The sequence below is a fragment of the Dyella sp. genome, assembly GCF_035277725.1.
Taxonomy (GTDB): Bacteria; Pseudomonadota; Gammaproteobacteria; order Xanthomonadales; family Rhodanobacteraceae; genus Dyella_B.
In genome coordinates this window covers 41,586-63,122 of record NZ_DATEJY010000071.1, presented here as the reverse complement: position 1 = coordinate 63,122, position 21,537 = coordinate 41,586, and the positions used below count along the sequence as shown (strand labels likewise).

Below are 21,537 nucleotides of genomic sequence, written 5' to 3'. Positions count from 1 at the left end.
AGGTTCAGATCGGCCTGCGCATGCGCCATCGTGATCTTGGCCTTCTCCAGCGCATCATTGGCTTTGTCGACGTCCATCTGCGGCACGCCGCCGAGCTTGTACGCCTTGTCGTAGCGCTGGTAATCGCGCGCGGCGGTTTCCTCGTCGATCTTGGCGTTGTCGTACGCCTTCTGCATCTGCGACTGCTTCTGCCGCGCATCGATCTGTGCGCGCTGATAGTCCACTTCCATGGCGTCCGCGTTGGATTCTTCCTGGGCGAGTTTGTTTTTCAGTTCCGGACTGTCGATCACCGCCAGCACCTGGCCTTTCTTCACCGTGTCGCCAGCATGCACTTGCAACGTGACCGCACCACCGTAAGTGGCATAGAGCGTGGGGCTCACCGCCGCCACCACCTGGCCTTCGGCCGCGATATCGCGGATGAACGGCCCGCGCTGCACGGTGGCGAACGCCAGCCTGGATGCGCTCACCGAGGCATCGGCGGAAAACAAGCGCGTGACGCTCGGCAGGAACAAGGCCAATGCAACCACGGCAACCACGGCGCCGCCGATCCACAAGAACTTCTTCTTGGGACTGGACTTCACCTCGATCAGTTTGTCCTGGGCGGAAGTGTCACGAATCATGGATAAGGTCCTTGGCCGCGGACAGCGCGGCCCCTACACCATGCTCAGCAATCCGCGTGCCAGCGTGCGGACGGGAAATTACAAAGCGTATTCAATTACTTGCGGGTGTGATCGCGATATCCGGGCTGTCCGCGGACACTGGCCGGACAGTCGCACATACAGTGGACGGGGCCGATACGGGCGGAGGCTGCGCCCAAACCTCTTGCCTGCATTCCGGTCTGCCTATGCGCCCAATGGCGCTGCTGAAGCTTGATGGGCATCTACGGTTGAGCACTTACAGAAACGAATCAGCCGGCGAGCTTGTAACTGGCGAGCCGATTGAGGCTGATACCTTGTTCGGCAGCCTGGATGGCGAGATGGCGGTGCAGTTCACTGGGAATACGCACACGGAACTCACCGCTGTAACGCTTATCGGCAATCGGTTCAGGGATTTCTTCGCCCGATGCCTGCATATCCTCAACGGCTTCGGCAATAACTTTGCGAATGCCCTTCAATGCTGCCTCGGGTGTCTTCGCCAGCCAGGACAAGCTGGGAAATTCCGCACAGAGACCCACATGCTCGCCGTCGTCCGGCGACCAGGTAACACGGTAGGTGTAATGGTCGTTCACTGCTGCTACTCCTGAGAGCTTGACGTGCAAGCGTGCTCGCTACGTTTTGTCATCACTTTCAATATCCCGTAGCTTCCCGATAGCGAGCAGCACCTGCTTGACCTGATAAGCCTTGGCTTTCCCGCCAGCATTCTGGATGTTGATACGCGGATCGCCAGCCCATGGAGTCTTGTAGACGGCGTGGCTGGTTCCATGCTGACGCGGCTTGCCAAAGAAATGCGCACATATCTTTTGAAGGTCGCTGAACCGGACATTGGCCGGCTGGCGCTTCATGTCTTCCATGAGAGCGTCGATCTTGTCCATGCGCACATGGTGCCAATAATGGAACCGTCCGGCAACTCCCAGAAACTCAAGGATGCCTTGCCCCAGGAACAAACTGACGCAGCAACCTACCCTTGCCGCAGCACGGATTCGCTGTGTGCAATGCGGGTAGCAATGCGATCGCCGAGCGGCGACAGCACGCTGGAAGATGCCTCTTCCAGCAGCCACAAACCCGCGAATTCGCGCATGCGGAAACTCACCACGGTGGCGCATGCGGCCCGCAGGCGTCGCGTATCGGAAGGTGGGGAAACGGTGGCGACGCATGATGCCGTCAAGGCATCCCAGGCGAGATAGTCCGTATCGGGAAGCAGGTGCCAGCGCGCCCGCGTGCGGCCATACGCATCGACGCATTCACACCATTCGCGCGGGCCGTCATCGGTGACCGCGCTGACGGCAACCAGCCAATGCGCGCTGAGCAATGACGCGAACGCGCGCTGCACCAACACGCCTTGCGGCATGTCATCCGGCAATGCTGTATTGGCCGCGCCATGGAGATAAAGCACGCTGCCGAGTGCTGGCAGCATCTCGATCAATGCGCGGGGCGTGATGCGACGGGCACGCCGCGATACGAACGTCCGCGGCGCACGGCTGCAAGGCGGCAAGGAACGGGCGGCGAGCCAGCCGAACATGGCGATCTCCTGCGTGAAGACCCGGCTGGCGTAGGCGCTGGCGGAGGGCGATGGGTTACTTGGTAAGGATCAGCTTGCCATTGCGCGTGAGGCGCAGGTGGTATTCGCTGCCCATATGCTGGATCACCAGTTCGCGCTCACCGGCTAGCAGGCGCTGGCTGGAAATGCGGCGAATCGGCGGTGATGCCGGGGCATCGGGCTCATCCGAACGGGACAGCAGGGGTAGCTGCGGCAGGCGCGAAAGGGTAAGTAGCGTGCCGGTCGTGGACATGGGGAACTCCATCGTCGAGGGACGAATGGATGATAATGATTCTCATTTGTGAGTCAAGCGGCCACGCCGCATTCGTCATCCCGCGCCCTGTCGGGTGGCGTCGGTCGAAGTGCCGCCGTCGCTATCGCGCGTATCCAGGGCGAAGAAATCCACATGGCCGGCGTAAGGACCGGTGTGAATATGGATTTTGCTGGAGCTTAACGACGGCTGGTTCGTGCACTCATACGATGCGCTATTCATATGATCTCCAAGCTGGAGTCAGGTGCATACGGTCGCCCGGCACGATCACACCGGGCGCAAAACCCTCATAAAGCAAAAAGTCTGTGTCAGCCAAAACGAAAAAGGTTGCCTCGGCGACGGCGATCGAAAGCCGTCACGTAGACTGGGATGACAATCCCGGCTTTGACAGGTTTGCGAATGCTGGGATTGTCATCCCAGCCTACGTCGCTTCAATACGCGCCCCGGATAGTGAGGCAGCAGGATGACCCTTGTTGCTTATGGGATCGGCGCCGCGATCAACGGGACGGCAACGAGGGTGAACGGATCCATGCTCACGGGCGGGAATGACAACTGTCGCTCTCGCCCGTGGTTCAAGCAAATCTTCAAGCCAGTGCTTAGGTTGGGTTAGCGCAGCCTAACCCAACATTCCCGCGCGACTTGCTGGGTTACGCTGCACTAACCCAACCTACGATCATGCCAGCGCGCGCTCGATCCGGTCCTTCAAAGCCAGATCGAAACGCGGCAGCAATTCCAGCGCGGCAAGGTTCTGTTCTAACTGTTCCTTCTTGCTTGCACCGAGCAGTACACAGGCACATGCGCCATCGTAGGCGGGGATGAAATCCCAGCATCGCCGTGCCAAACAAGCGCTGGGATTTCATCCCAGCCTACATCGCAGGTACATGGCCGTGGATACGTATCCCTGTAGCGCTTTCTTCAACGCGTCCCCGTTTTTTTCGTGATCGCACTCGCATCCTGCAGGCTCTTCGCGCTTTTGCATCGCCCCGCCGCATCGTGCGGCCAACAAGGAGAGCAGCATGAAACGTCTAGCATGTTTGTGCGCACTGTTCTTTGCGGGCCATGTGATGGCTCAGACCACTTGTTCCAATGCAACGCTATCGGGCAACTACATCGCTTCCAGCAAAAACGGAACCCTCGCCGCCGGAGTGAACATTTTTGTCGAAGCACTGGTTGCCTCCAACGGGGCCGGGACAATCAATGCCAACTTCAGCTACACGGAAAGCGGCGGTCTCTTGAATGGAACCACGGCGGAAACCATTGCCTACACTGTCAACAGCGACTGCAGTCTGACCGCCAACGCGATTCTCGCAGGCATACCCGTAACTGTCAGAGGCCATGTTTCGCCCGACGGCAATAAGGTTGTGCTTATCGCTTACGGTCCTGGCATCGCGCTCAACGGTACGGGTGACAAGGTGCCTTAAGGCCATAGACGATAGCGTCAGCTACGCAGGCTAGGATCACAACGCCGGCTTTGACCGGTTTTAGAGTGCAGGGATTGTCATTCCAGCCTGCGTCGCTTCAACGCACACCACGGATAGCGACGTTGCATGACACGACATGGCCCCGTTTCTGCAGTCTGTCACCGTTTCTTTCGTGATCGCGCGCGCAGCTCGCATGTGTTGGGCGCCTTAGCACCTAGCAGCCGCATCGTGCGGCCAACAAGAAGAGCAGCATGAAACGTCTAGCATGTTTGTGCGCGTTGTTGTTTGCGGGCCATGCGATGGCTCAAAGCTCCAGCCCCTGCAGTGCCCTCACCGGCAACTTCATTCTCAAGGCTAACCAAGTAGCACTGGCGACAACGCCCGTTTTTGGCGCAGGCCGGGCCAGCTTCACTGCTCCGAATGTCGCTAATATCACCCTCAGTTTCGCAACAGTGGCCGGCACCGTAATCGTTGATCAAACGGAAACTGTCACCTTCAACCCCGTATCCAGCTGTCACTTCACGGGTACGGGGCTTTTCCAGGCCTTACCAGTAACGTTTAGTCTCTATAGCACTGATAACGGCAATAGCTGGAGCTTTGTCGCCGCGGGAGTGGGTTTCGCGGCTGACGGAACGGCAACAAACGGACATTGATCAAGGTTCTATCGACGAGAGCGGCAAATGCCGCTCTCGTCCTTGATCAAGCAGTTTGTGAATCGGCTTGGCACAACCCGCGGTTACGCCAACGCCTGCTCGATCCTTTCTTTCAAAGCAAGATCGAACCGCGGCAACAATTCGAGCACACCAAGGTTCTGCTCCAACTGCTCCTTCTTGCTTGCACCGAGCAGCACGGTCGATACGTTCGGATTGGCGAGGCACCAGGCAATCGCAAGTTGCGCTGGCGTTGCGCCCACTTCTGCAGCAATCGCGGGCAGGTGCTTCACCTTAGCTACGCGTTCTTCGCCTTCGCCCAGCACCATGTCGCGCAACCACTCGTAACCCGGCTGGGTGAGGCGTGAGCCGTCCGGAATACCTTGGTTGTATTTGCCGCTCAACAAACCGGAAGCCAATGGCGACCAGATGGTGGTTCCCATGCCGTAGCTGGCATAGAGCGGCGCGTACTCCTGCTCCACGCGTTCGCGATGCAGCAGGTTGTATTGCGGCTGTTCCACCACCGGCGCGTACATGTGCATGGCTTGCGCGATGCGGTGCGCTTCATGGATCGCCGCGGCAGGCCATTCGCTGGTACCCCAGTACAGCACTTTGCCCTGGCGAATCAGCGTATCCATCGCGGCGACGGTTTCTTCGATCGGCGTTTCCGGATCGGGGCGATGGCAGAAATAGAGATCCAGATGTCCCACGCGCAGACGTTCCAGCGCCTGGTGGCAGGCTTCGATCACATGTTTGCGCGACAAGCCACGCTGTGTCGGCCGTGGTTTTTCCGCCGCACCGAAATACACCTTGCTCGACACGCAATAGCTGTCGCGCGGAAAGCGCAGGTCCGCCAGCACATCACCCATCAGGCGCTCGGCTTCGCCGTGGTTATAGGTTTCGGCGTTGTCGAAAAAGTTGACGCCATGATCCCAGGCCATGGCGAGCAAATCGCGCGCTTCCGCACGGCCTACCTGGCGGCCGAACGTAACCCATGCGCCGAACGACAGCGCGGACAGCTGCAAGCCGGTACGGCCAAGGCGACGGTATTGCATGGCATGACTCTCCGTTGCGCGTTATCGATGCATGTCAATGGACGTTGAAATCGACGACGGTGCTGTCCACCGTCCGTTGTGCATTATGCGAACGCAAGGTGACGGCAACGGCATATTTGTCGAGATAAGCGAGGGTGACCTTGTCCGTCTCGATGCCGTTGGTGTCGATCATGCGGCAGTTCAACTCGATGGCCTGCCCTTCGATGGATGGATTGAGCTGCGATGCGCTGTAGCTCTTGCCGCTGTCACACAGGAACTGTCCAGGATCCGGGAAGGTTTGTCCGCCCGTCATGCCATAGAGATAGACGAAGGCCAAGTGACCGTTGCTGCCGGTATCGAAACGCAGCACCTTGCGCACGGCCTGCACGGGCGGAATGGCGTTGGCTTGCGGCGGAATGCCCTGCGTCAGGAATGAGAAATAGCCGCGATAGGTCAGTTCCAACTGCGTCGCCACCGTATTGCCTTTGTCGTCCTGCACCGCTTCCACGCGACGCACCAAGCCATGGCCCGCATTTTCCAAGGTCATCGCCGTGCTGAACTTGGACGGTTGCGGATGATCGGGCGACGTGGCCGTATCACTGGTATGCAGGGTGATTTTGGTGAAAGGAACAGGTGCAAGATTCGCGCGCGCGATCGCGGCTTGCACGTCCGGCGCGAGTGCGTCGAAGCTGAAGTGCTGCGTGAGATAGGCCGATGCATCCGCAGCGGGCGCCTGAGGTTGTGCTGGTTGTGGCTGCGGCTGCGCATCTTGTGCGTGCGCGGCGCAGGCGGCTGCAAGCAGCGACACGATCGCCGCGACTGCCAGCCTTTTCGTCCATGCCATGCTCATGGCGACTCACCTTGGATACCTGGAAGAGGCGCCTACGATAACAAGGTCCGTGGAAGTAACCCAAGAACGTCGACGCGTAGGCTGGGATGACAATCCCAGCATCCGCAAACATGAAGCTGGGATTGTCATCCCAGCCTACGAGCTTCATGCGTAAGCGAGCACCAGCTTCAACACGATCGCGGCAAACACACCGGCGATGACATCATCCACCATCACGCCGAATCCACCTTTCAGGTGTTTGTCCAGGTAGCGGATCGGCCACGGCTTCCACACGTCGAACAGACGGAACAACGCAAAGCCGAGCACGACCGCCCACCACGGCGCCAGCAGCGCAGGCAACAAGGCGATCCATTGGCCGATGAATTCATCCCACACCAGGCTGCGGTGGTCATCCACGCCCAAGGCACGGCCGGCGACATCGCAAGCCCATACGCCGAGGGCAAAACCCACGACGATCACCAGCCCGTTAAGCGGCAACGAAAGCTGGCGCAACAACAGCCAGGGCAGGATCGCCGCGAGCGAACCGAAGGTGCCTTGCGCTACGGGTGCGAGTCCCGAACCGAAGCCGCATGCGAGCCAGCCGGCCGGCGTCGAGAGCAGCTCGCGGCGTTGGGCTGGCGTAAGAACTTTGCGTTCGCTCATGCGTTGAAGTGATCCCAGCCTTGCCGGCTCGATGCGAGTGGATGTCCGTCGCGATCGCGCACGATGATGCCCTCGCCTTCCACCACGCGGCCGATGCGCGTCGCGCCGCAACCGAGCTTGGCCAGATCGGCTTGCACGGCGGCAACCTGCTGTGCCGGCACGGTGAAGCACAATTCGTAATCGTCGCCGCCGCTGAGGGCGAAGTCGCGCGAGGTAGTTTCGTCGAACAGATCGAGCAGCGCCGATGAACGCGGCAACATCGCGGCATCGAGTTCGGCGCCAACATGGCTGGATGCGCAGATGTGGCCGAGATCGGCAAGCAGGCCATCGGAAACATCGATGCATGCGCTCGCGCGGTCGCGCAGGGCCAGGCCTGCGGCGACGCGTGGCGTGGGCCGGTTAAGGCGTTCGATCAGATAACGGGTTTGTGCATCATCGCTACGGCGATGCCGTTGTACGCACTGCAATCCGGCGGCGGCATCGCCTAACGTGCCGGTCACCAGCACGACGTCGCCCGCTTGCGCACCCGAGCGCGTGAGCGCCTTGCCGGGCGGCACGAAACCATGCACGGCCACGCTGATCGTCAATGCGCCACGCGTAGTATCGCCACCCACCAGCGCAAGCCGGTACGGTTGCGCGAGTTGCGCAAAACCCGCGGCAAAACCGTCGATAAAGGCGACATCGGCCTTCGGCAAGGTCAATGCCAACAACGCCCAGGCCGGCGTGGCACCCATCGCGGCAAGATCGGAAAGATTGACGGCCAGCGCTTTCCAGCCGATGTCGGCAGCCGCCGTGCCGACGGGGAAATGCACGCCTTCGACCATAGTGTCGATAGCGACTGCCAACTCCTGGCCGGGCGGCACGGCAAGCAGCGCCGCATCATCGCCGATGCCCAGGCGCACATCGTCACGAGCTTGTGCGGTGAGATCGCGGATGCGATCGATGAGGGAGAATTCCATGGAACTGCCTGCTCCCTTGCGTGATGCCTGATCTTGCGTTGACGCCGTAGGTTGGGGTGCGAACCCCAACGTCACGCTGCATGGAAAGGGCCATGTTGGGGTTCGCACCCCAACCTACGTCAGCCCCGTTTCTCCGCCCCGCGAACCTGCGCCGCCAACTTATCCAGCACGCCATTCACATAGCTGTGCCCGTGATCCGCCCCGAAGCGCTTGGTCACTTCGATCGCCTCGTTGATGATCACGCGATACGGCACGTCCAGCCGATGTGTCAGCTCGTACGCCGCCAATCGCAGCGCGGCGCGCTCGATCGGATCGATCTGCTCGACGTCACGATCGATGTACGGCTTGAGCGCTTCATCCAGCTCGGCAACGTGCTGCTCCACGCCACGCAGCAGATCTTCGAAGTACTCCAGGTCCGCCACTTCCATGTCCTGCTCGTGGCGGAACTGCTCGATCACCGATTTCATCGAGCTGCCGCTCATCTGCCAGGCGTACAGCGCCTGCAGGGCGCGGCGGCGGGCGCGCGAGCGCGCGGCGAGATCGATGCCTTCGGGACGCGGGTGCATTACAGCTTTCCGTACAGGTTGACCATCTCGAGCGCGGCGATCGCGGCATCGGCGCCCTTGTTGCCGGCCTTGGTGCCGGAGCGTTCGATGGCCTGCTCGATGGTGTCGGTGGTGAGCACGCCGAAGGACACCGGCACGCCCGAACCCAAAGCGGCCTGGGTCAGCGCCTTGGCGCATTCACCGGCGACGAAATCGAAATGCGGAGTGGAACCGCGGATCACCGCACCCAGCGCGATCACTGCGGCGTATTTGCCCGAGTGCGCCAGCTTGTGCGCGGCCAGGCCGATTTCCCATGCGCCCGGCACGCGGATCACATCGATGGCATCGTCACTCACGCCGTGGCGCACCAGTGCGTCGCGTGCACCTGCAACCAGCGGTTCGACGACAAAGCCGTTGAAGCGGCCGGCGACAATGGCAAAACGACCCTTGGGCGTGGCGAAATCGCCTTCGATGACTTTCATGCTGCGTGGATTCCTGTGATGGGCGGCCTGCCCATGGCGAGCGGGCTATTTTACGGGTTTTGGCGAGTACCACGTAGGCTGGGATGAAATCCCAGCTTTATTGCGGTTTCCGATGCTGGGATTTCATCCCAGCCTACTGAGTGCCCGTCAGGCCATGGAAGGTTCGTGAGACCGGCGCAGATGCGGGTAGCCATGGAAATCCAGGCTGGCCCGCCGCCCCACCACACGCAGCCGCGCCGGCACGCCGAACGGCAGCGTGAACTTGTCCGCCTCGTGGCCGAACGGCATGCCCGACAGCACCGGAATGCCGGCGATGCGCCGGATCTGGTCGAAACCGTCGGCCAGGTCGTAACCGTTGTCGTAAGGAGCCGGGCGGCAATGCGTGAAGTGGCCCAGGATCAGCGCTCGCTGCTGTTTCAGCACGCCGGACAAGTGCAGCTGATAAAGCAACCGCTCGATGCGGAACGGTGGCTCGCCGATGTCTTCCACGAACAGGATGCCACCCTCGATGCGCGGGAAGTACGGCGTCTGCAGCAGGCTGCACAGCATGGCCAGATTGCCGCCCCACAGCGGTCCCTCCACCGCCAGCTCCGTTTGCTCTCCGCAATCCCAGCTGGCATTGCCGTGGGGCGAACTGAGCGTGCGCCAGAAATGCCGCCAGGTCAGCGGGCTGAGCCGCTGCGCGCCGAAATCCGGGCCAAGCATGGGGCCACCGAACGTGATCAGGCCGCTCTTGGCGTACAGCGCCATTTGCAGTGCCGTGAAATCGCTGTGGCCGACCAAGGCGAAGGATTGTCCGGCGAGACGTTCGCGCAAGGCGTCGTAATGCAGATGTTCGAGCAAACGCGTGGCACCGTAGCCGCCGCGAATCGACATGGCGATATCCGGCAAGGCATCCAGCGCGGCGAGTTTGTTGATGTCAGCCGCACGTTGCACGTCGCTGCCGGCATAGCGCAGCTCGGTGCGATCGATCACGTCCACGCCTTCCACCAGGCAGCCGGCATCGCTCAGGCGCGTGATGCCGCGTGTCATGGCATCGCGGTCGTGCGGGTAGCCGGAGGGGGCGATCAGGCGGACATGGCAAGCGACGGGGGCCGACATGGAGAAGACTTGCCTCGACATTCCGTTGGGAAAAAGCACTCTATACCATCCCATGGTCAGACTAAGCCCGAACCATGGCGTGATTGAGCTGGATCACGGCCTATTGTCGGGACAGTTCAACACCAGCGCGTAGCACGTAGGCTGGGATGAAATCCCAGCTTTCTCGAACTCCCTGATGCTGGGATTTCATCCCAGCCTAAAAATCGCATTGCGAGATATCAGGGTGCCATCGTCGATGCGGCCACCGCCGCCGCGCCATTGAGCACGAAATCGCGCGACGAATGCCCGACCTGGATCGGATAACTACCTGCCGCAATCTTCCACTGATGCCCCGGCACATCGAACGTTGCCAGCAAGCGCGGGTCGATGGTGACGGACACGGTACGGCTCTGTCCCGGCTGCAGTGACACCTTCTCGAACCCTGCCAGCCGATGCGGCGCTTCGCCAAGACCGTCCGGCAAGCTCACGTAAACCTGCGGCACATCCTTGCCTTCGCGCTGACCGACATTGCTGACCTTGAAGCTCACCGTCACATGATCGCCTTGCGTGCTGACGTGCAGGTCGCTGTAGTCGAAGCGGCTGTACGAAAGACCGAAACCGAACGGGAACAGCGGCTGCAGGTTTTTCTTGTCGAACCACTTGTAGCCGACGGCGGCGCCTTCGATGTTGTAATTGACTTCCTGCTCTTGAGTGATCAGCACACGCGGCAGTTGCTGTTCGCCCTGCGGGAAGGTGACGGGCAAGTGGCCGGACGGATTGACCTTGCCGGTGAGCACGCCGGCAATCGCTTCACCACCGCGTGCGCCGGGGAACCAGGCTTCGACCACGGCATCGACCTTCGATAACCACGGCATCTTCACCGGACCGCCGTTTTCCAGCACCACCACGCTATGCGTGTTGGCGGCGGCAACGGCTTCGATCAAGGCATCCTGGTTGTCCGGCAATGCCAGATTCGGTTGGTCGATACCTTCGCAGGTCCACTGCGTGGCAAAGACGATGGCGACGTCGGAAGATTTCGCCAAGGCTGCTGCTTTTGCCGGATCACTGCCGTCGTCGTAGGCGATCTTCGCGTTCGGCAGCAGCTTCTGCAGCGATTTCATCGGCGATGAGGGGTCATAGACCTTCCACTGCCAATCCGGGCCTTTCACCGCCGGAATCGCCGGGCCACCAATCGGCCACACTTCCGCCGAGCCGCCACCGGAGAGCACGCCGGCATCGGCATGGCCGCCGATGATGGCGATGGTCTTGATGTCCTTGTGCAGCGGCAATTGATCGTGATCGTTCTTCAGCAGCACGATCCCTTCTTCCGCGGCGTGCTGTGACACGAGCGCATCGGCTTCGACATCCAACGGCTTTTTCTCCGGCGGATGCTCGAACAAACCCACTGCATACATGGAGCGCAGGATGCGATGCGTCATGTCTTCCAGGCGGCTTTTCGGAATATCGCCCTTCTGGATGGCCTGCAGCAGCGGTGCGCCGAAGCTGCTGTACGTCTGCCCCAGGCTGAAGCCGGTGGTGTGATCGATACCGGAGACCTGGTCGGTGCCGGCCATCGCATCCTGCACGCCGTGATCGGCACCCCAATCGGTCATCACCCAGCCCGGGTATTTCCAGTCGCCTTTGAGAATGTCGGTCAACAGATGCGTGTTGGAGCAATCCCACACGCCGTTGACCTTGTTGTAGCCGCACATCACCGAGCCGGGATGGCCGTCTTCGATCGCCAATTCGAACGCGAGCAGATCCGATTCGCGCATCGCGGCTTCGTCGATGTTGGCACTGACGGTCAGGCGGTTGGTTTCCTGATCGTTCAAGGCGTAATGCTTGATGGTGGAAATGACGTGCTGCGACTGGATGCCGCGGATTTCGCCACCGTCGATGCGCGATGCGAGCAACGGATCTTCGCCGAGATATTCAAAGGTGCGGCCATCGCGCGGCTCGCGCGTAAGGTTGATGCCGCCGGCCAGCAATACATTGATGCCTTGCCGGTGCGCCTCGCCACCGATCATGCGGCCGCCGGCGTAAGCCACCTGCGGATTCCAACTGGCGGCGATGCCCAGGGTGGAAGGCAGCGGCGTGGTGTTGCCCTCTTCGCCACGCACATGCTTGGGTTGCTTGCCCGGCCCCTGGTCGATGGGATAGTTATGCACGCCGATGCCGGCGTCGTTCTGCTGCATGGCGGGAATGCCGAGCTTCGGCAACGCTGGCACGTAGCCCGCCGCACCCATGCTGCCCGGCGGTTGCTGCAGGGTCATCATGTCGTTGTAGCTTTGCACCATGTGGTGCATGTCTTCGAGCGACATGCGCTTGAGCAGCTTGTCGGCGCGCTGGTCCGGAGAGGCACCCTGGTCGGCCAAGGCTGGTGTCAGGCAGGCCAGCGAAAGTGCGGTGAACAGGGCGGTACGGGCAAAAGCGGCGGTACGCGACAGGCGGGCGAGCTTCATCCTGATTCCTTCGGGCTGGTGTCAACCGGTCGAAGGATGCCACGAAGCGAGCTGGGCGGCAGTGATGAATATGGTCAGCCACGCTTACGATCCTTGAAGGCGAAGCTGGCAACGCAGGAAGAGCAAAGACACTGGGCCCCGGCGTTCGCCGGGGCGACGGGGAAGCCAGTGGCCTCCCACTGCGTTGCAGCCCTGCCCCTATTCGGCGTATTCGACAAACTCCAACCCATATCCGCCCAGCCCCACCAGCTTGCGCGGCGTACCCAGCACGCGCAGGCGATGCACACCCAGGTCGGTGAGGATCTGCGCACCGAGGCCAAGCTGCCGCCATTCCTGGTGCTGGTCGCTGGGCTCCTGCAACGCGGGCTGCCGGTTGAGTCGGCGCAACAGCGCTTCTGCCGTGTCCTCGCCGGACAGCACCAGCAACACGCCGCGATTTTCGTCGGCGATGCGGCGCAGGGCAGCGGTGACGGTGAGGCCGAGATCTTCGCGCTGCAGATGCAACACGTCGGACAAGGTGTTGCGCACGTGCACGCGGCTCAATACCGGCTGGCCGTCATCCACGGTACCGCGCACCAGGGCGAAGTGCAGGCCATGGCGGATTGCGTCGCGATACGCCAACAGGCGGAACGAGCCGAACTCGGTCTGCACGTCTTCCTCGTACACGCGCTGCACGGTTTTTTCCGTTTCCAGGCGATAGCGGATCAGGTCGGCGATGGAGCCGATCTTGAGCCCGTGCTTCTTCGCGAAAATTTCCAGTTCGGGGCGGCGTGCCATCGAGCCGTCTTCGTGCAGTACCTCGATCAATACGGATGACGGCTCCAGGCCAGCGAGCGCAGCAAGGTCACAACCGGCTTCGGTGTGGCCGGCACGCGTCAGTACGCCGCCGGGCTGTGCGGTCAGCGGAAACACGTGACCAGGCTGCGCGAGGTCCTGAGGTTTTGCATCCGACTTCACTGCCACCTGGATAGTGCGTGCGCGGTCATGCGCGGAGATGCCGGTGGTGACGCCTTCGGCCGCCTCGATCGAGACGGTGAAGTTGGTGTGATACGGCGAGGTGTTGTCGCTCACCATCGGGCGCAGGCCAAGCTGGCGCGTGCGCTGCTCAGTCAGCGTCAGGCACAACAGGCCGCGTGCTTCGCGCACCATGAAGTTGATGTCTTCGGGCCGCACCATTTGCGCGGCCATGATCAGATCGCCCTCGTTCTCGCGGTCTTCGTCGTCGACGATCACGACCATGCGGCCGGCGCGGATGTCTTCGAGGATTTCGGGGATGGTGTTGAATGCCATGGTTTGTTCCTCGGGGACTTATGCAAAACCGTGCTGCTTGAGAAACGTCTCGTCGATGCGCGACGCTTCTCCGCCACCGATCAAGCGCTCCACGTAACGCGCCACCACATCTACTTCGATATTTACCGCATCGCCCGCCTTCCGTGCATGGAAGACCGTGTGTTCCACCGTATGCGGAATAAGATTGACGCCGAAGCGATGGCCATTGACTTCGTTGACCGTGAGGCTGGTGCCATCGATGCACACGGAGCCTTTCGAGGCGATGTAGCGCGAAAGCGGTGCAGGCACTTCGAACGTCCAGCGCTGCGAACGGCCGTCCGGCGCAATCGAAACCACGTTGCCCAGGCCATCGACATGGCCGGACACCAGATGGCCGCCCAAACGGTCGGCAAGCCTGAGTGCCTTTTCCAGGTTTACCGGATCGCCAGGCTTGTGTTTGCCCAGCGTGGTGAGCGACAACGTCTCGTTGGACACGTCGGCAGCAAAGCCGCGCGACGCCAGCGCGATCACCGTCAGGCACGCCCCGGATACGGCAATGCTGTCGCCCAGTTGAACATCGGAAAGATCAAGATCGGCGGTATCGACATGCAACCGCACGTCACCGCCACGCGGCTCCAACCGCACAATGCGGCCGACGCTTTGAATGATGCCGGTAAACATCAGCGCACCTCCCTTAGGGAGATGGCTGGAACTTGGTTGTAATGCTTAGACATGAACGTTCTCCACGAAATACCTGTTGTGGGAACGCCCCAAGGCAAATGGCACACGCATCGCCATGCGATGCATGATGCCGTCTTCTTTCATCCGGACTGTGACCGTCGGCTCCGGCTTCTGACCGGATCTGCTGACCTTCCGGTAGACCGGAAGCGCTCGCGGGCTCGGGCGTTGCCGCCCCTACCGCCGGTGGGGAATTTCGCCCCGCCCTGAAGACGTTTGTGGTGTGAGTGCCGAAATCGGCCGGCGAAGTTTAGCACCGGACGATTTTCCAAAGTCGCCGGTGCGGCACGGCTTACTCCGCCCCCGCCAACGCATCCACCAGAAAGTCGATCAGGCTGCGCACCGCCGGTGCGCGATCCGCGCCGGGCAGCCAGAGCAGATGAATCGGCGAACTCGGCAGCGGCCAATCCGGCAGTACTTCCACCAGCCGGCCATCGGCCACCAGCGCGTCGGCCATGTAATCGCCCTGGATGCCCAGGCCCACGCCGGCCAGGATGGCATCGCGCACGGCCAGCGAATCGTTGCAGGTCAGCACCGGATCGATCCGTACCGAGCGCCGCCGCCGCTGCTGCGCGAAGTGCCACAAGGTGCCGGTACGCAAGCCGGTGAAAGCAATGCAGCGGTGCTGCCTGAGATCGGCGGGATCTTTCACCGGCGGGGCCGATGACAGGTAATCCGGCGCGGCGCAAAGGTAGCGGCGCATGCTGCCCACTCGCCGCGCCACCGCACGTGCATCGGCGAGTTTGCCGACGCGCAAGGCCAGATCCACCTTGGCCTCGACCAGATCGACGTACGCATCATCGTAGGTGGCTTCGATCCGCACTTGCGGATGACTGCGCATGAATTGGCCAAGCAGCGGCGCAACGCGAAACCTTCCGTAGGCGGCCGGCAAATGCACGCACAAGCGACCGGCCAGCTCGCCGCCGCTTGGCCGCAGGTTGACCGCGAGTTCAGCCATCACCGCTTCCAGCCGCTCGCAATAGGCAAGCAGTTGCTCGCCGCGCCGGGTGAGCGTCATGCGCCGGGTAGTGCGTAAAAACAGCGCATCGCCGACGGCTTTTTCCAGCGAGGCGATGCGCCGGCTGAGCACGGAAGGCGTGCAGCCGGCCACGCGTGCTGCCTGGGAAAAATTGAGCAGCCTGGCCGCCGCGGCAAAGCCGCGCAACTCGCGCAGGCGGCCGGGCGTCAACTCGAATGATTTGTTCATGCCATGAACAAAAGATATGTATTGGCTGGAGATTATCATCTTTGCCGGAAAGGCAGACGATGGCGCCCTCTCCCCGCAAGGAACACCGTCATGCGCAGCATCCAGCTCACCGCCTTCGGCCTCGATCACCTGAAACTCGCCGACCTTCCCACCCCTCGCCCCAAGCCGACCGAAGTGCTGGTGCGCATGGAAGCGGCTTCGCTCAATTACCGCGATTACCTGTTGATCAGCGGCAATCTGTATCGCGGCGTGAATCTGCCGATCGCTCCCATCTCCGACGGTGCCGGCACGGTAGTGGAAGTCGGTGAGGCGGTAACGCGCTTCAAACCCGGCGACCGCGTCACCACGTTCTACAAGTCGCGCTGGCTCGGCGGCGCCATGCGCCCGGAATGGGAGGGCGCTGACATCGGCGGCCCGGCCGAAGGCGTGATGCGCGAGTTCGCCAACTTCGACGCCTACTCGCTAGCACCTGCGCCATCGCACATGACAGCACTGCAGGCCGCGACGTTGCCGATTGCCGCGCTCACTGCGTGGCAAGTGCTGGAACAGGCGCGCGTCACAACGGGCCAAACCGTGCTGGTGCTGGGCACCGGCGGCGTATCGATCTTTGCGTTGCAACTGGCCAAGTTGCGCGGCGCGAAGGTGATCCTGCTTTCATCAAGCGATGAAAAAATCGCGCAAGGCAAGGCGCTTGGTGCGGATATCGGCATCAACTATCGCACCACGCCGCAATGGAGCCGTGCCGTGCGCGAAGCGACCGGTGGCGGGGGCGTAAACGCCGTGATCGAAACCGTCGGTGCTTCCACGTTTGCGCAATCGCTGGAAGCCGTAAGCATGCATGGTTTCGTCGGCGTGGTGGGTTTTCTGGGTGGTGGCGACCTGCAGGCCTCGCTGCTTCCGATCATTCTCAAGCGCGTGCACGTGCAAGGCATTTCGGTGGCCTCGCTGGAACAGCACGAACGCATGGTGGCAGCGCTGGAAGCGACGCGACTGCAGCCGGTGCTTGATAGCGTCTATGGGTTCGAGCAATTGCAGGCCGCAATGGGTCACCTGACGAGCGGCAAGCATTTTGGAAAAATCGGCATCGATTTTTCGCGATGACATCAAGCACGCAAGGATGCTGACGAAGCCACGTAGGCTGGGAATCCATCCCAACCTACGGTTTCATTCCAGCCCGCGTGACTGTCCCGTCCGCTGCCGGTAATCGCGCAACACCTGGTCCATCACCCAGCTGGTGCGGGCCGCTGATGCTGCCGTGGAGGGGCAAGCGCCTTTTTGCCCGCGCAGTTCCGCGACGATGGTTTCGATCAAGGGCTGCTGAATGTGCGCAGGGTTCGCGATGGTGTATTCCTGCATGCCTTGCGCATTCTCCACACGGATCGGGCCGTCGCCGAACGTGGCGAACACGATGCGCCCCGCATCGCCGATCACTTCCACCCGGTCTTCGTGTTTATAGCTGCCGAAATTCCACATGCCGGTGCCCAGCATGCCGGTGCCGAACGCAAAGGACATGGCGACATTATCTTCGGCGGGATAAGCGCCAAGCTGATTGCTGGCTTGTCCGCCGGCCGAGACGACAGGCCCGAACAGCCAATCGAGCAGATCCAAGGTATGGCACGCGAGGTCCATAAAGATACCGCCGCCTGAAAGCGCCGGTTGCACGCGCCAGGGCAAATGGGCCGGATCGTGATAGCGCGGATGGTGCGGCTCGTGCAGCACGACATTGACTATGCGCGGCGCACCGATCGCCGGTTGGTCGAACAGCAGTTCGCGCACTTTGCGGAAGCGCGGCAGGCAGCGACGGTAGTACGCGACGAATACCGGCACGCCCGCGCTTTGGCCGGCTAGAAGCATCGCCTGGCATTCGGCATGATCGCGCGCCATCGGCTTTTCCACGTAGACCGGCTTGCCGGCTGCAATCGCCATCAATGCATATGATTGGTGCGTGGAAGGCGGCGTGGCGACATAGACCGCGTCGACGTCGGGATCAGCGATCAAGGCTGCGGCATCGTCATACCAGCGCGGTACGCCATGTCGTTGCGCATAGTCGCGCGCCTTGCCGCTGTCGCGACGCATAACGGCCATCAGCATTGAACCTTCGACGCGATTGAAGGCCGGACCGCTTTTGATTTCGGTGACGTCACCGCAACCGATGATGCCCCAGCGAATGGTTGCCGTGGTCATGTCGTCATCACTCCGATGCGTTGCCATGGTTTCAAGCAGCAGGCCGTAAGCGCAGGCGCAAATCCTGGCCGATAGCGCGGGTATCCAATATGTTGAGCTTCCAGCGCGCAGCCATATCGGCCAGCGGTGGCAAGGTCAACAAAGGTTTTGCCGTATCGCCCAGCAACAGCGGCGCCATGTAGATCAGCAGTTCGTCGGCCAGGCCCGCAGCAAACAAGGCGCCGCACAAGGTGGGCCCGGCTTCGACATGCAATTCGCTGCAGCCGCGGCCAGCCAGCAGGGCCAGTACGGCATGCAGGTCGAGCGCCTGGTTTTGTTCGGCGAGGGCGATGCGCTCCACTCGCGCGAAACGGTCGTCCGTCATGCTTGCCGATGTTGAGTGCAGAACCAGCGTGGGCGTTTGGCCGTCCAAAACGTGGCTGCCTGCGGGCGTGCGCAGATGGCGGTCAAGGACGACTCGCCAGGGCGAATAGCTGGGATTGGATGATTCGCCTTCTGCGGGCAACCGCACGGTGAGCTGCGGATTGTCGGCAAGCACCGTCCCGACGCCGGTAAGGATCGCCGAACTGCGCGCACGCCAACGGTGCACATCCTCGCGTGCGGCCTCGCCGGTAATCCATTTCGATTCGCCGTTCGCCAACGCGGTACGGCCATCCAGGCTCATCGCCAATTTCACGCGCACCCAGGGACGATGGCGTTCGATCCGGCTGAAGAAACCGATGTTGATCTCGCGCGCAGCTTCCCGCATCAAGCCGCTTTCCACAGTGATGCCCGCGGCGCGCAGCTTGGCGATGCCCTGCCCGGCCACCTGCGGAAACGGGTCTTCGGCGGCGATGACCACCCGGCCGACACCGGCGGTGATCAAGGCATCGGCGCAGGGGGGCGTGCGGCCATGATGCGCACAGGGTTCCAGCGTGACATACGCGGTGGCCCCGCGAGCTTCCGCGCCCGCCTCGCGCAAGGCATATACCTCGGCATGCGGTTCGCCAGCGCGTACGTGCCAGCCCTGCCCCACTACCCGTTCGCCGTGGGCAATCACGCAGCCCACGCGCGGATTGGGCTGCGTGGTGTAGAGACCGCGTTCGGCCAGGCGCAGCGCCTGGGCCATGTGCATAGCATCGACCACGGAAACTGTCATGGAAGCGTCTGAATATGGATATGCAAGATCGTCAGTGTGAGTGATCGCCAGGCATTTGTCGCGCTGGCGAGATCGGGAGTAGCCTAGAAATCTTACTTGTGAAAGGGCCAGGGTCATGATCTACGAGAACATCCTCGACACCATCGGCAACACGCCTATCGTTCGCCTGCACCGCGTGGCGCCTTCGCACGTGACGTTGTACACGAAGGTGGAAGCCTTCAATCCTGGTGGCTCGGTCAAAGACCGCCTGGCTATCGCGATCATTCTCGATGCGGAAAAACAGGGCCTGCTCAAGCCCGGCGATACGGTGGTGGAAGCTACCTCCGGCAATACCGGTGTTGCCTTGGCGATGGTGTGCGCCTCTCGCGGCTACAAATTCGTGGCGGTCATGACGGAGACCTTCTCGATCGAGCGGCGCAAGTTGATGCGCGCTTACGGCGCGAGGGTCATCCTGACACCCGCCGCCGAACGCGGTACCGGGATGGTGCGGCGGGCGGAGGAACTGGCGAAAAAGCATGGCTGGTTCCTGGCGCGGCAATTCCAGAACCAGGCCAACCCGGCTTACCACCGCAACACGACCGCCGCGGAAATCCTGCGCGATTTTGCCGGCAAGCGGCTGGATGCGTTCGTCACCGGTTGGGGCACCGGCGGCACGCTCACCGGTGTGGGCGAGGTGCTGAAGGTTGCCCGGCCGGAGGTGAAGATCGTGGTCTCCGAACCGGCCGGCGCATCGATGCTGCAGGAGAAGCCATGGCAACCGCACAAGATCCAGGGCTGGACACCCGACTTCGTGCCCGAGGTGCTCAATCGCAAGGTGTTCGATATCGACCTGCCGGTCGACGAGGTCGTCGCTCGCGATACGTCGCGTCGACTGGCGAAGGAAGAAGGGATTTTCGTCGGCATTTCTGCCGGCGCCACCGTGGCCGCGGCGCTGCAATATGCAGAGAAGGCCGAGAAAGGCAGCGTGATTCTGGCAATGCTGCCGGATACGGGGGAGCGGTATTTGTCGACCTTCTTGTTTGAGGGTGTCGCCGAAGGATCGGATGACGAATGGCTGGAAAGCCTTGGCTAACGCTAACGGGTAGGTTGGGGTGCGAACCCCAACATCGCCATGCGTGCATGAATCGGAATGTTGGGGTTCGCACCCCAACCTACGGCTCAGCCTTTTCGGTGGCCGCGCTTTGCGGCGGCGGCACCGGCCTCTCCAAGCAGGGAAAGCTGCAGGCTTTCAAGCCCTGGAAGATCGCGCTCCAGCTTCTCGATTTCTTCGCGGAACGCATGCACGTCTTCGAACTTGCGATAGACCGACGCAAAGCGCACGTACGCGACTTGATCGAGTTTCTTCAACTCGCGCATCACCAACTCACCCACGTAACGCGACGGCACTTCGCGCTCGCCGCTTTTGCGCAGATCATCGATCACCGCACGCACGGCGGCATCCACGTCATGGCTGGCAACTGGGCGCTTCTGCAAAGCGCGTTCAAAACTGGTGCGCAGTTTGCGTTCGTCAAAGCTCTCGCGCCGCTCGCCGCTTTTCACGATCGCCGGCAGTTTCAGCTCCGCCGTTTCGAAAGTATTGAAGCGTTCACCGCACTGCGGGCATTCGCGGCGGCGACGCACCGTGGCACCATCGTCGGCGAGGCGTGAGTCGATCACGCGGGTGTCTTCGTGCTGGCAGAAGGGGCAATGCATCAGGCCGCTTTCCCGATACGTTGCTCGCTTGCTGCCCTGACGAACGCCTTCACCAGTGGCGGGCAAACGCCCTGCAGGGCGGCACGTTCGTGCTGGAACAGTGTGGCGATGAAGAACGGATGGCCGTCCAATTCCAAGGCACGCACGTCGTTCTGTTCGTCGACAGCGGCGACGCGTAGCGGCCGGCCGGCAATCGCTTCGCGGAAACCACTGCCCAACCCGTAGCGACAGTGATAGCCCTCTTCGATCTCGTCAGCTTGATAAATGGCTGCGATGTGCGAGCCTGGTAGCAGCTTCACCGTGTCGCGCACTTCGACCAGTCCGCAGCTCAGTGGCACGATCACCGGGCGTGCGGCATCCGGTGCGGTTTCCGCATGTTCGGCATCGGCCCAGCCAAGCACATGGCGTGCATATTCCACCACGGCGTGCTGAAAGCCGCCGCAGGTTCCCAGGAACGGCACCTGCGCTTCACGTGCATGGCGGATGGCCGTCAGGGCGCCATCCATGCTGCGGTACGGACTGGCCGGCACGCACCACAGCGCATCGAATGCTTCGAGCGCACGGCCATCGCCCACCGTCCCGGTGCCGATCCATTGCACTTGCACCGACACACCGGTCGCATCGGCCGCCATCGCCAGCGCGACGGGGATCGCGCGATGCGCTGTCACGCCATCGTCGCGATCGCCGATCAAACCGATGTGCACGGTGTCCATCATG

25 protein-coding genes and 1 riboswitch are annotated in these 21,537 nt (G+C 61.9%); of the genes, 4 read left to right on the top strand and 21 right to left on the bottom strand.

Going from position 1 to position 21,537, the window contains the following annotated elements; genetic code table 11:
• The 6 genes from VJR68_RS07270 to VJR68_RS07245 form a co-directional block, all read right to left on the bottom strand.
• On the bottom strand, positions 1-620 hold a 620-nt coding region (locus VJR68_RS07270), incomplete at its 3' end, for a biotin/lipoyl-binding protein (protein WP_324146991.1).
• Between the two features lie 287 nt (positions 621-907).
• Positions 908-1,228 carry a type II toxin-antitoxin system HicB family antitoxin gene (locus VJR68_RS07265; RefSeq protein WP_324146990.1) on the bottom strand — a complete coding sequence of 107 codons (321 nt, stop codon included), beginning with the start codon at positions 1,226-1,228 and terminating at the stop codon, positions 908-910.
• A 39-nt stretch (positions 1,229-1,267) separates the two neighbouring features.
• On the bottom strand, positions 1,268-1,531 hold the full coding sequence (locus VJR68_RS07260; RefSeq protein WP_324146989.1) for a hypothetical protein: 264 nt from the start codon (positions 1,529-1,531) through the stop codon (positions 1,268-1,270).
• A gap of 86 nt (positions 1,532-1,617) precedes the next feature.
• Positions 1,618-2,178, bottom strand: coding sequence for a hypothetical protein (locus tag VJR68_RS07255; protein WP_324146988.1), 561 nt, complete (start codon positions 2,176-2,178; stop codon positions 1,618-1,620).
• A 55-nt stretch (positions 2,179-2,233) separates the two neighbouring features.
• On the bottom strand, positions 2,234-2,449 hold the full coding sequence (gene hemP, locus VJR68_RS07250; protein WP_324146987.1) for a hemin uptake protein HemP: 216 nt from the start codon (positions 2,447-2,449) through the stop codon (positions 2,234-2,236).
• Between the two features lie 75 nt (positions 2,450-2,524).
• Positions 2,525-2,689, bottom strand: coding sequence for a hypothetical protein (locus tag VJR68_RS07245; protein WP_324146986.1), 165 nt, complete (start codon positions 2,687-2,689; stop codon positions 2,525-2,527).
• 794 nt (positions 2,690-3,483) lie between these two features.
• On the opposite strand from VJR68_RS07245, the gene VJR68_RS07240 reads away from it, so the two are divergent.
• Together VJR68_RS07240 and VJR68_RS07235 are read left to right on the top strand one after the other, a co-directional pair.
• A complete protein-coding gene (locus VJR68_RS07240; RefSeq protein WP_324146985.1) occupies positions 3,484-3,888 on the top strand; it encodes a hypothetical protein in 405 nt (134 codons plus the stop codon).
• A 251-nt stretch (positions 3,889-4,139) separates the two neighbouring features.
• On the top strand, positions 4,140-4,541 hold the full coding sequence (locus VJR68_RS07235) for a hypothetical protein (protein WP_324146984.1): 402 nt from the start codon (positions 4,140-4,142) through the stop codon (positions 4,539-4,541).
• Between the two features lie 83 nt (positions 4,542-4,624).
• On the opposite strand, the gene VJR68_RS07230 is transcribed toward VJR68_RS07235, so the two are convergent.
• The 11 genes from VJR68_RS07230 to VJR68_RS07180 form a co-directional block, all read right to left on the bottom strand.
• A complete protein-coding gene (locus tag VJR68_RS07230; protein WP_324146983.1) occupies positions 4,625-5,593 on the bottom strand; it encodes an aldo/keto reductase in 969 nt (322 codons plus the stop codon).
• A gap of 34 nt (positions 5,594-5,627) precedes the next feature.
• Positions 5,628-6,422, bottom strand: a complete 795-nt coding sequence (locus VJR68_RS07225) for a hypothetical protein (protein WP_324146982.1) — start codon at positions 6,420-6,422, stop codon at positions 5,628-5,630.
• 144 nt (positions 6,423-6,566) lie between these two features.
• Complete coding sequence (locus tag VJR68_RS07220) at positions 6,567-7,064, bottom strand: phosphatidylglycerophosphatase A (RefSeq protein ID WP_324146981.1); 498 nt, start codon at positions 7,062-7,064, stop codon at positions 6,567-6,569.
• Positions 7,061-8,023: a thiamine-phosphate kinase gene (thiL, locus tag VJR68_RS07215; RefSeq protein WP_324146980.1), complete on the bottom strand. Its 963-nt coding sequence runs from the start codon at positions 8,021-8,023 to the stop codon at positions 7,061-7,063. Before thiL ends, VJR68_RS07220 begins: the two co-directional genes overlap by 4 nt.
• Before the next feature lie 119 nt (positions 8,024-8,142).
• Positions 8,143-8,589, bottom strand: a complete 447-nt coding sequence (gene nusB / locus VJR68_RS07210) for a transcription antitermination factor NusB (RefSeq protein WP_324146979.1) — start codon at positions 8,587-8,589, stop codon at positions 8,143-8,145.
• Positions 8,589-9,050, bottom strand: coding sequence for a 6,7-dimethyl-8-ribityllumazine synthase (ribE, locus tag VJR68_RS07205; RefSeq protein ID WP_324146978.1), 462 nt, complete (start codon positions 9,048-9,050; stop codon positions 8,589-8,591). Before ribE ends, nusB begins: the two co-directional genes overlap by 1 nt.
• Positions 9,051-9,197: 147 nt before the next feature.
• The gene (gene ldcA, locus VJR68_RS07200; protein ID WP_324146977.1) at positions 9,198-10,151 is read right to left on the bottom strand and encodes a muramoyltetrapeptide carboxypeptidase; all 954 of its coding nucleotides are present in this window, start codon (positions 10,149-10,151) and stop codon (positions 9,198-9,200) included.
• A gap of 218 nt (positions 10,152-10,369) precedes the next feature.
• A complete protein-coding gene (locus tag VJR68_RS07195; RefSeq protein WP_324146976.1) occupies positions 10,370-12,592 on the bottom strand; it encodes a beta-glucosidase family protein in 2,223 nt (740 codons plus the stop codon).
• 198 nt (positions 12,593-12,790) lie between these two features.
• Complete coding sequence (gene ribBA, locus VJR68_RS07190) at positions 12,791-13,882, bottom strand: bifunctional 3,4-dihydroxy-2-butanone-4-phosphate synthase/GTP cyclohydrolase II (protein WP_324146975.1); 1,092 nt, start codon at positions 13,880-13,882, stop codon at positions 12,791-12,793.
• Between the two features lie 18 nt (positions 13,883-13,900).
• The gene (locus VJR68_RS07185; RefSeq protein ID WP_324146974.1) at positions 13,901-14,542 is read right to left on the bottom strand and encodes a riboflavin synthase; all 642 of its coding nucleotides are present in this window, start codon (positions 14,540-14,542) and stop codon (positions 13,901-13,903) included.
• Positions 14,543-14,670: 128 nt separating this feature from the next.
• A riboswitch (FMN riboswitch) is annotated at positions 14,671-14,817 on the bottom strand.
• A gap of 74 nt (positions 14,818-14,891) precedes the next feature.
• Positions 14,892-15,806, bottom strand: a complete 915-nt coding sequence (locus VJR68_RS07180) for a LysR family transcriptional regulator (protein WP_324146973.1) — start codon at positions 15,804-15,806, stop codon at positions 14,892-14,894.
• Positions 15,807-15,896: 90 nt separating this feature from the next.
• On the opposite strand from VJR68_RS07180, the gene VJR68_RS07175 reads away from it, so the two are divergent.
• Positions 15,897-16,907 (top strand): NAD(P)-dependent alcohol dehydrogenase, encoded by a 1,011-nt coding sequence (locus tag VJR68_RS07175; RefSeq protein WP_324146972.1) that lies wholly within the window; start codon positions 15,897-15,899, stop codon positions 16,905-16,907.
• A gap of 63 nt (positions 16,908-16,970) precedes the next feature.
• Here the strand turns inward: VJR68_RS07175 and VJR68_RS07170 are convergent, their stop codons facing one another.
• Both VJR68_RS07170 and ribD read right to left on the bottom strand, forming a co-directional pair.
• Complete coding sequence (locus VJR68_RS07170; RefSeq protein WP_324146971.1) at positions 16,971-17,990, bottom strand: Gfo/Idh/MocA family oxidoreductase; 1,020 nt, start codon at positions 17,988-17,990, stop codon at positions 16,971-16,973.
• 31 nt (positions 17,991-18,021) lie between these two features.
• Positions 18,022-19,098 (bottom strand): bifunctional diaminohydroxyphosphoribosylaminopyrimidine deaminase/5-amino-6-(5-phosphoribosylamino)uracil reductase RibD, encoded by a 1,077-nt coding sequence (ribD, locus tag VJR68_RS07165; RefSeq protein ID WP_324146992.1) that lies wholly within the window; start codon positions 19,096-19,098, stop codon positions 18,022-18,024.
• A gap of 145 nt (positions 19,099-19,243) precedes the next feature.
• Here ribD and cysK point away from each other — a divergent pair, with 145 nt between their 5' ends.
• Positions 19,244-20,200, top strand: a complete 957-nt coding sequence (gene cysK / locus VJR68_RS07160) for a cysteine synthase A (RefSeq protein WP_324146970.1) — start codon at positions 19,244-19,246, stop codon at positions 20,198-20,200.
• Between the two features lie 86 nt (positions 20,201-20,286).
• On the opposite strand, the gene nrdR is transcribed toward cysK, so the two are convergent.
• Positions 20,287-20,820 carry a transcriptional regulator NrdR gene (gene nrdR / locus VJR68_RS07155; protein ID WP_324146969.1) on the bottom strand — a complete coding sequence of 178 codons (534 nt, stop codon included), beginning with the start codon at positions 20,818-20,820 and terminating at the stop codon, positions 20,287-20,289.
• On the bottom strand, positions 20,820-21,533 hold the full coding sequence (locus VJR68_RS07150) for a CTP synthase C-terminal region-related (seleno)protein (RefSeq protein WP_324146968.1): 714 nt from the start codon (positions 21,531-21,533) through the stop codon (positions 20,820-20,822). Before VJR68_RS07150 ends, nrdR begins: the two co-directional genes overlap by 1 nt.
• Positions 21,534-21,537 lie beyond the last annotated feature (4 nt).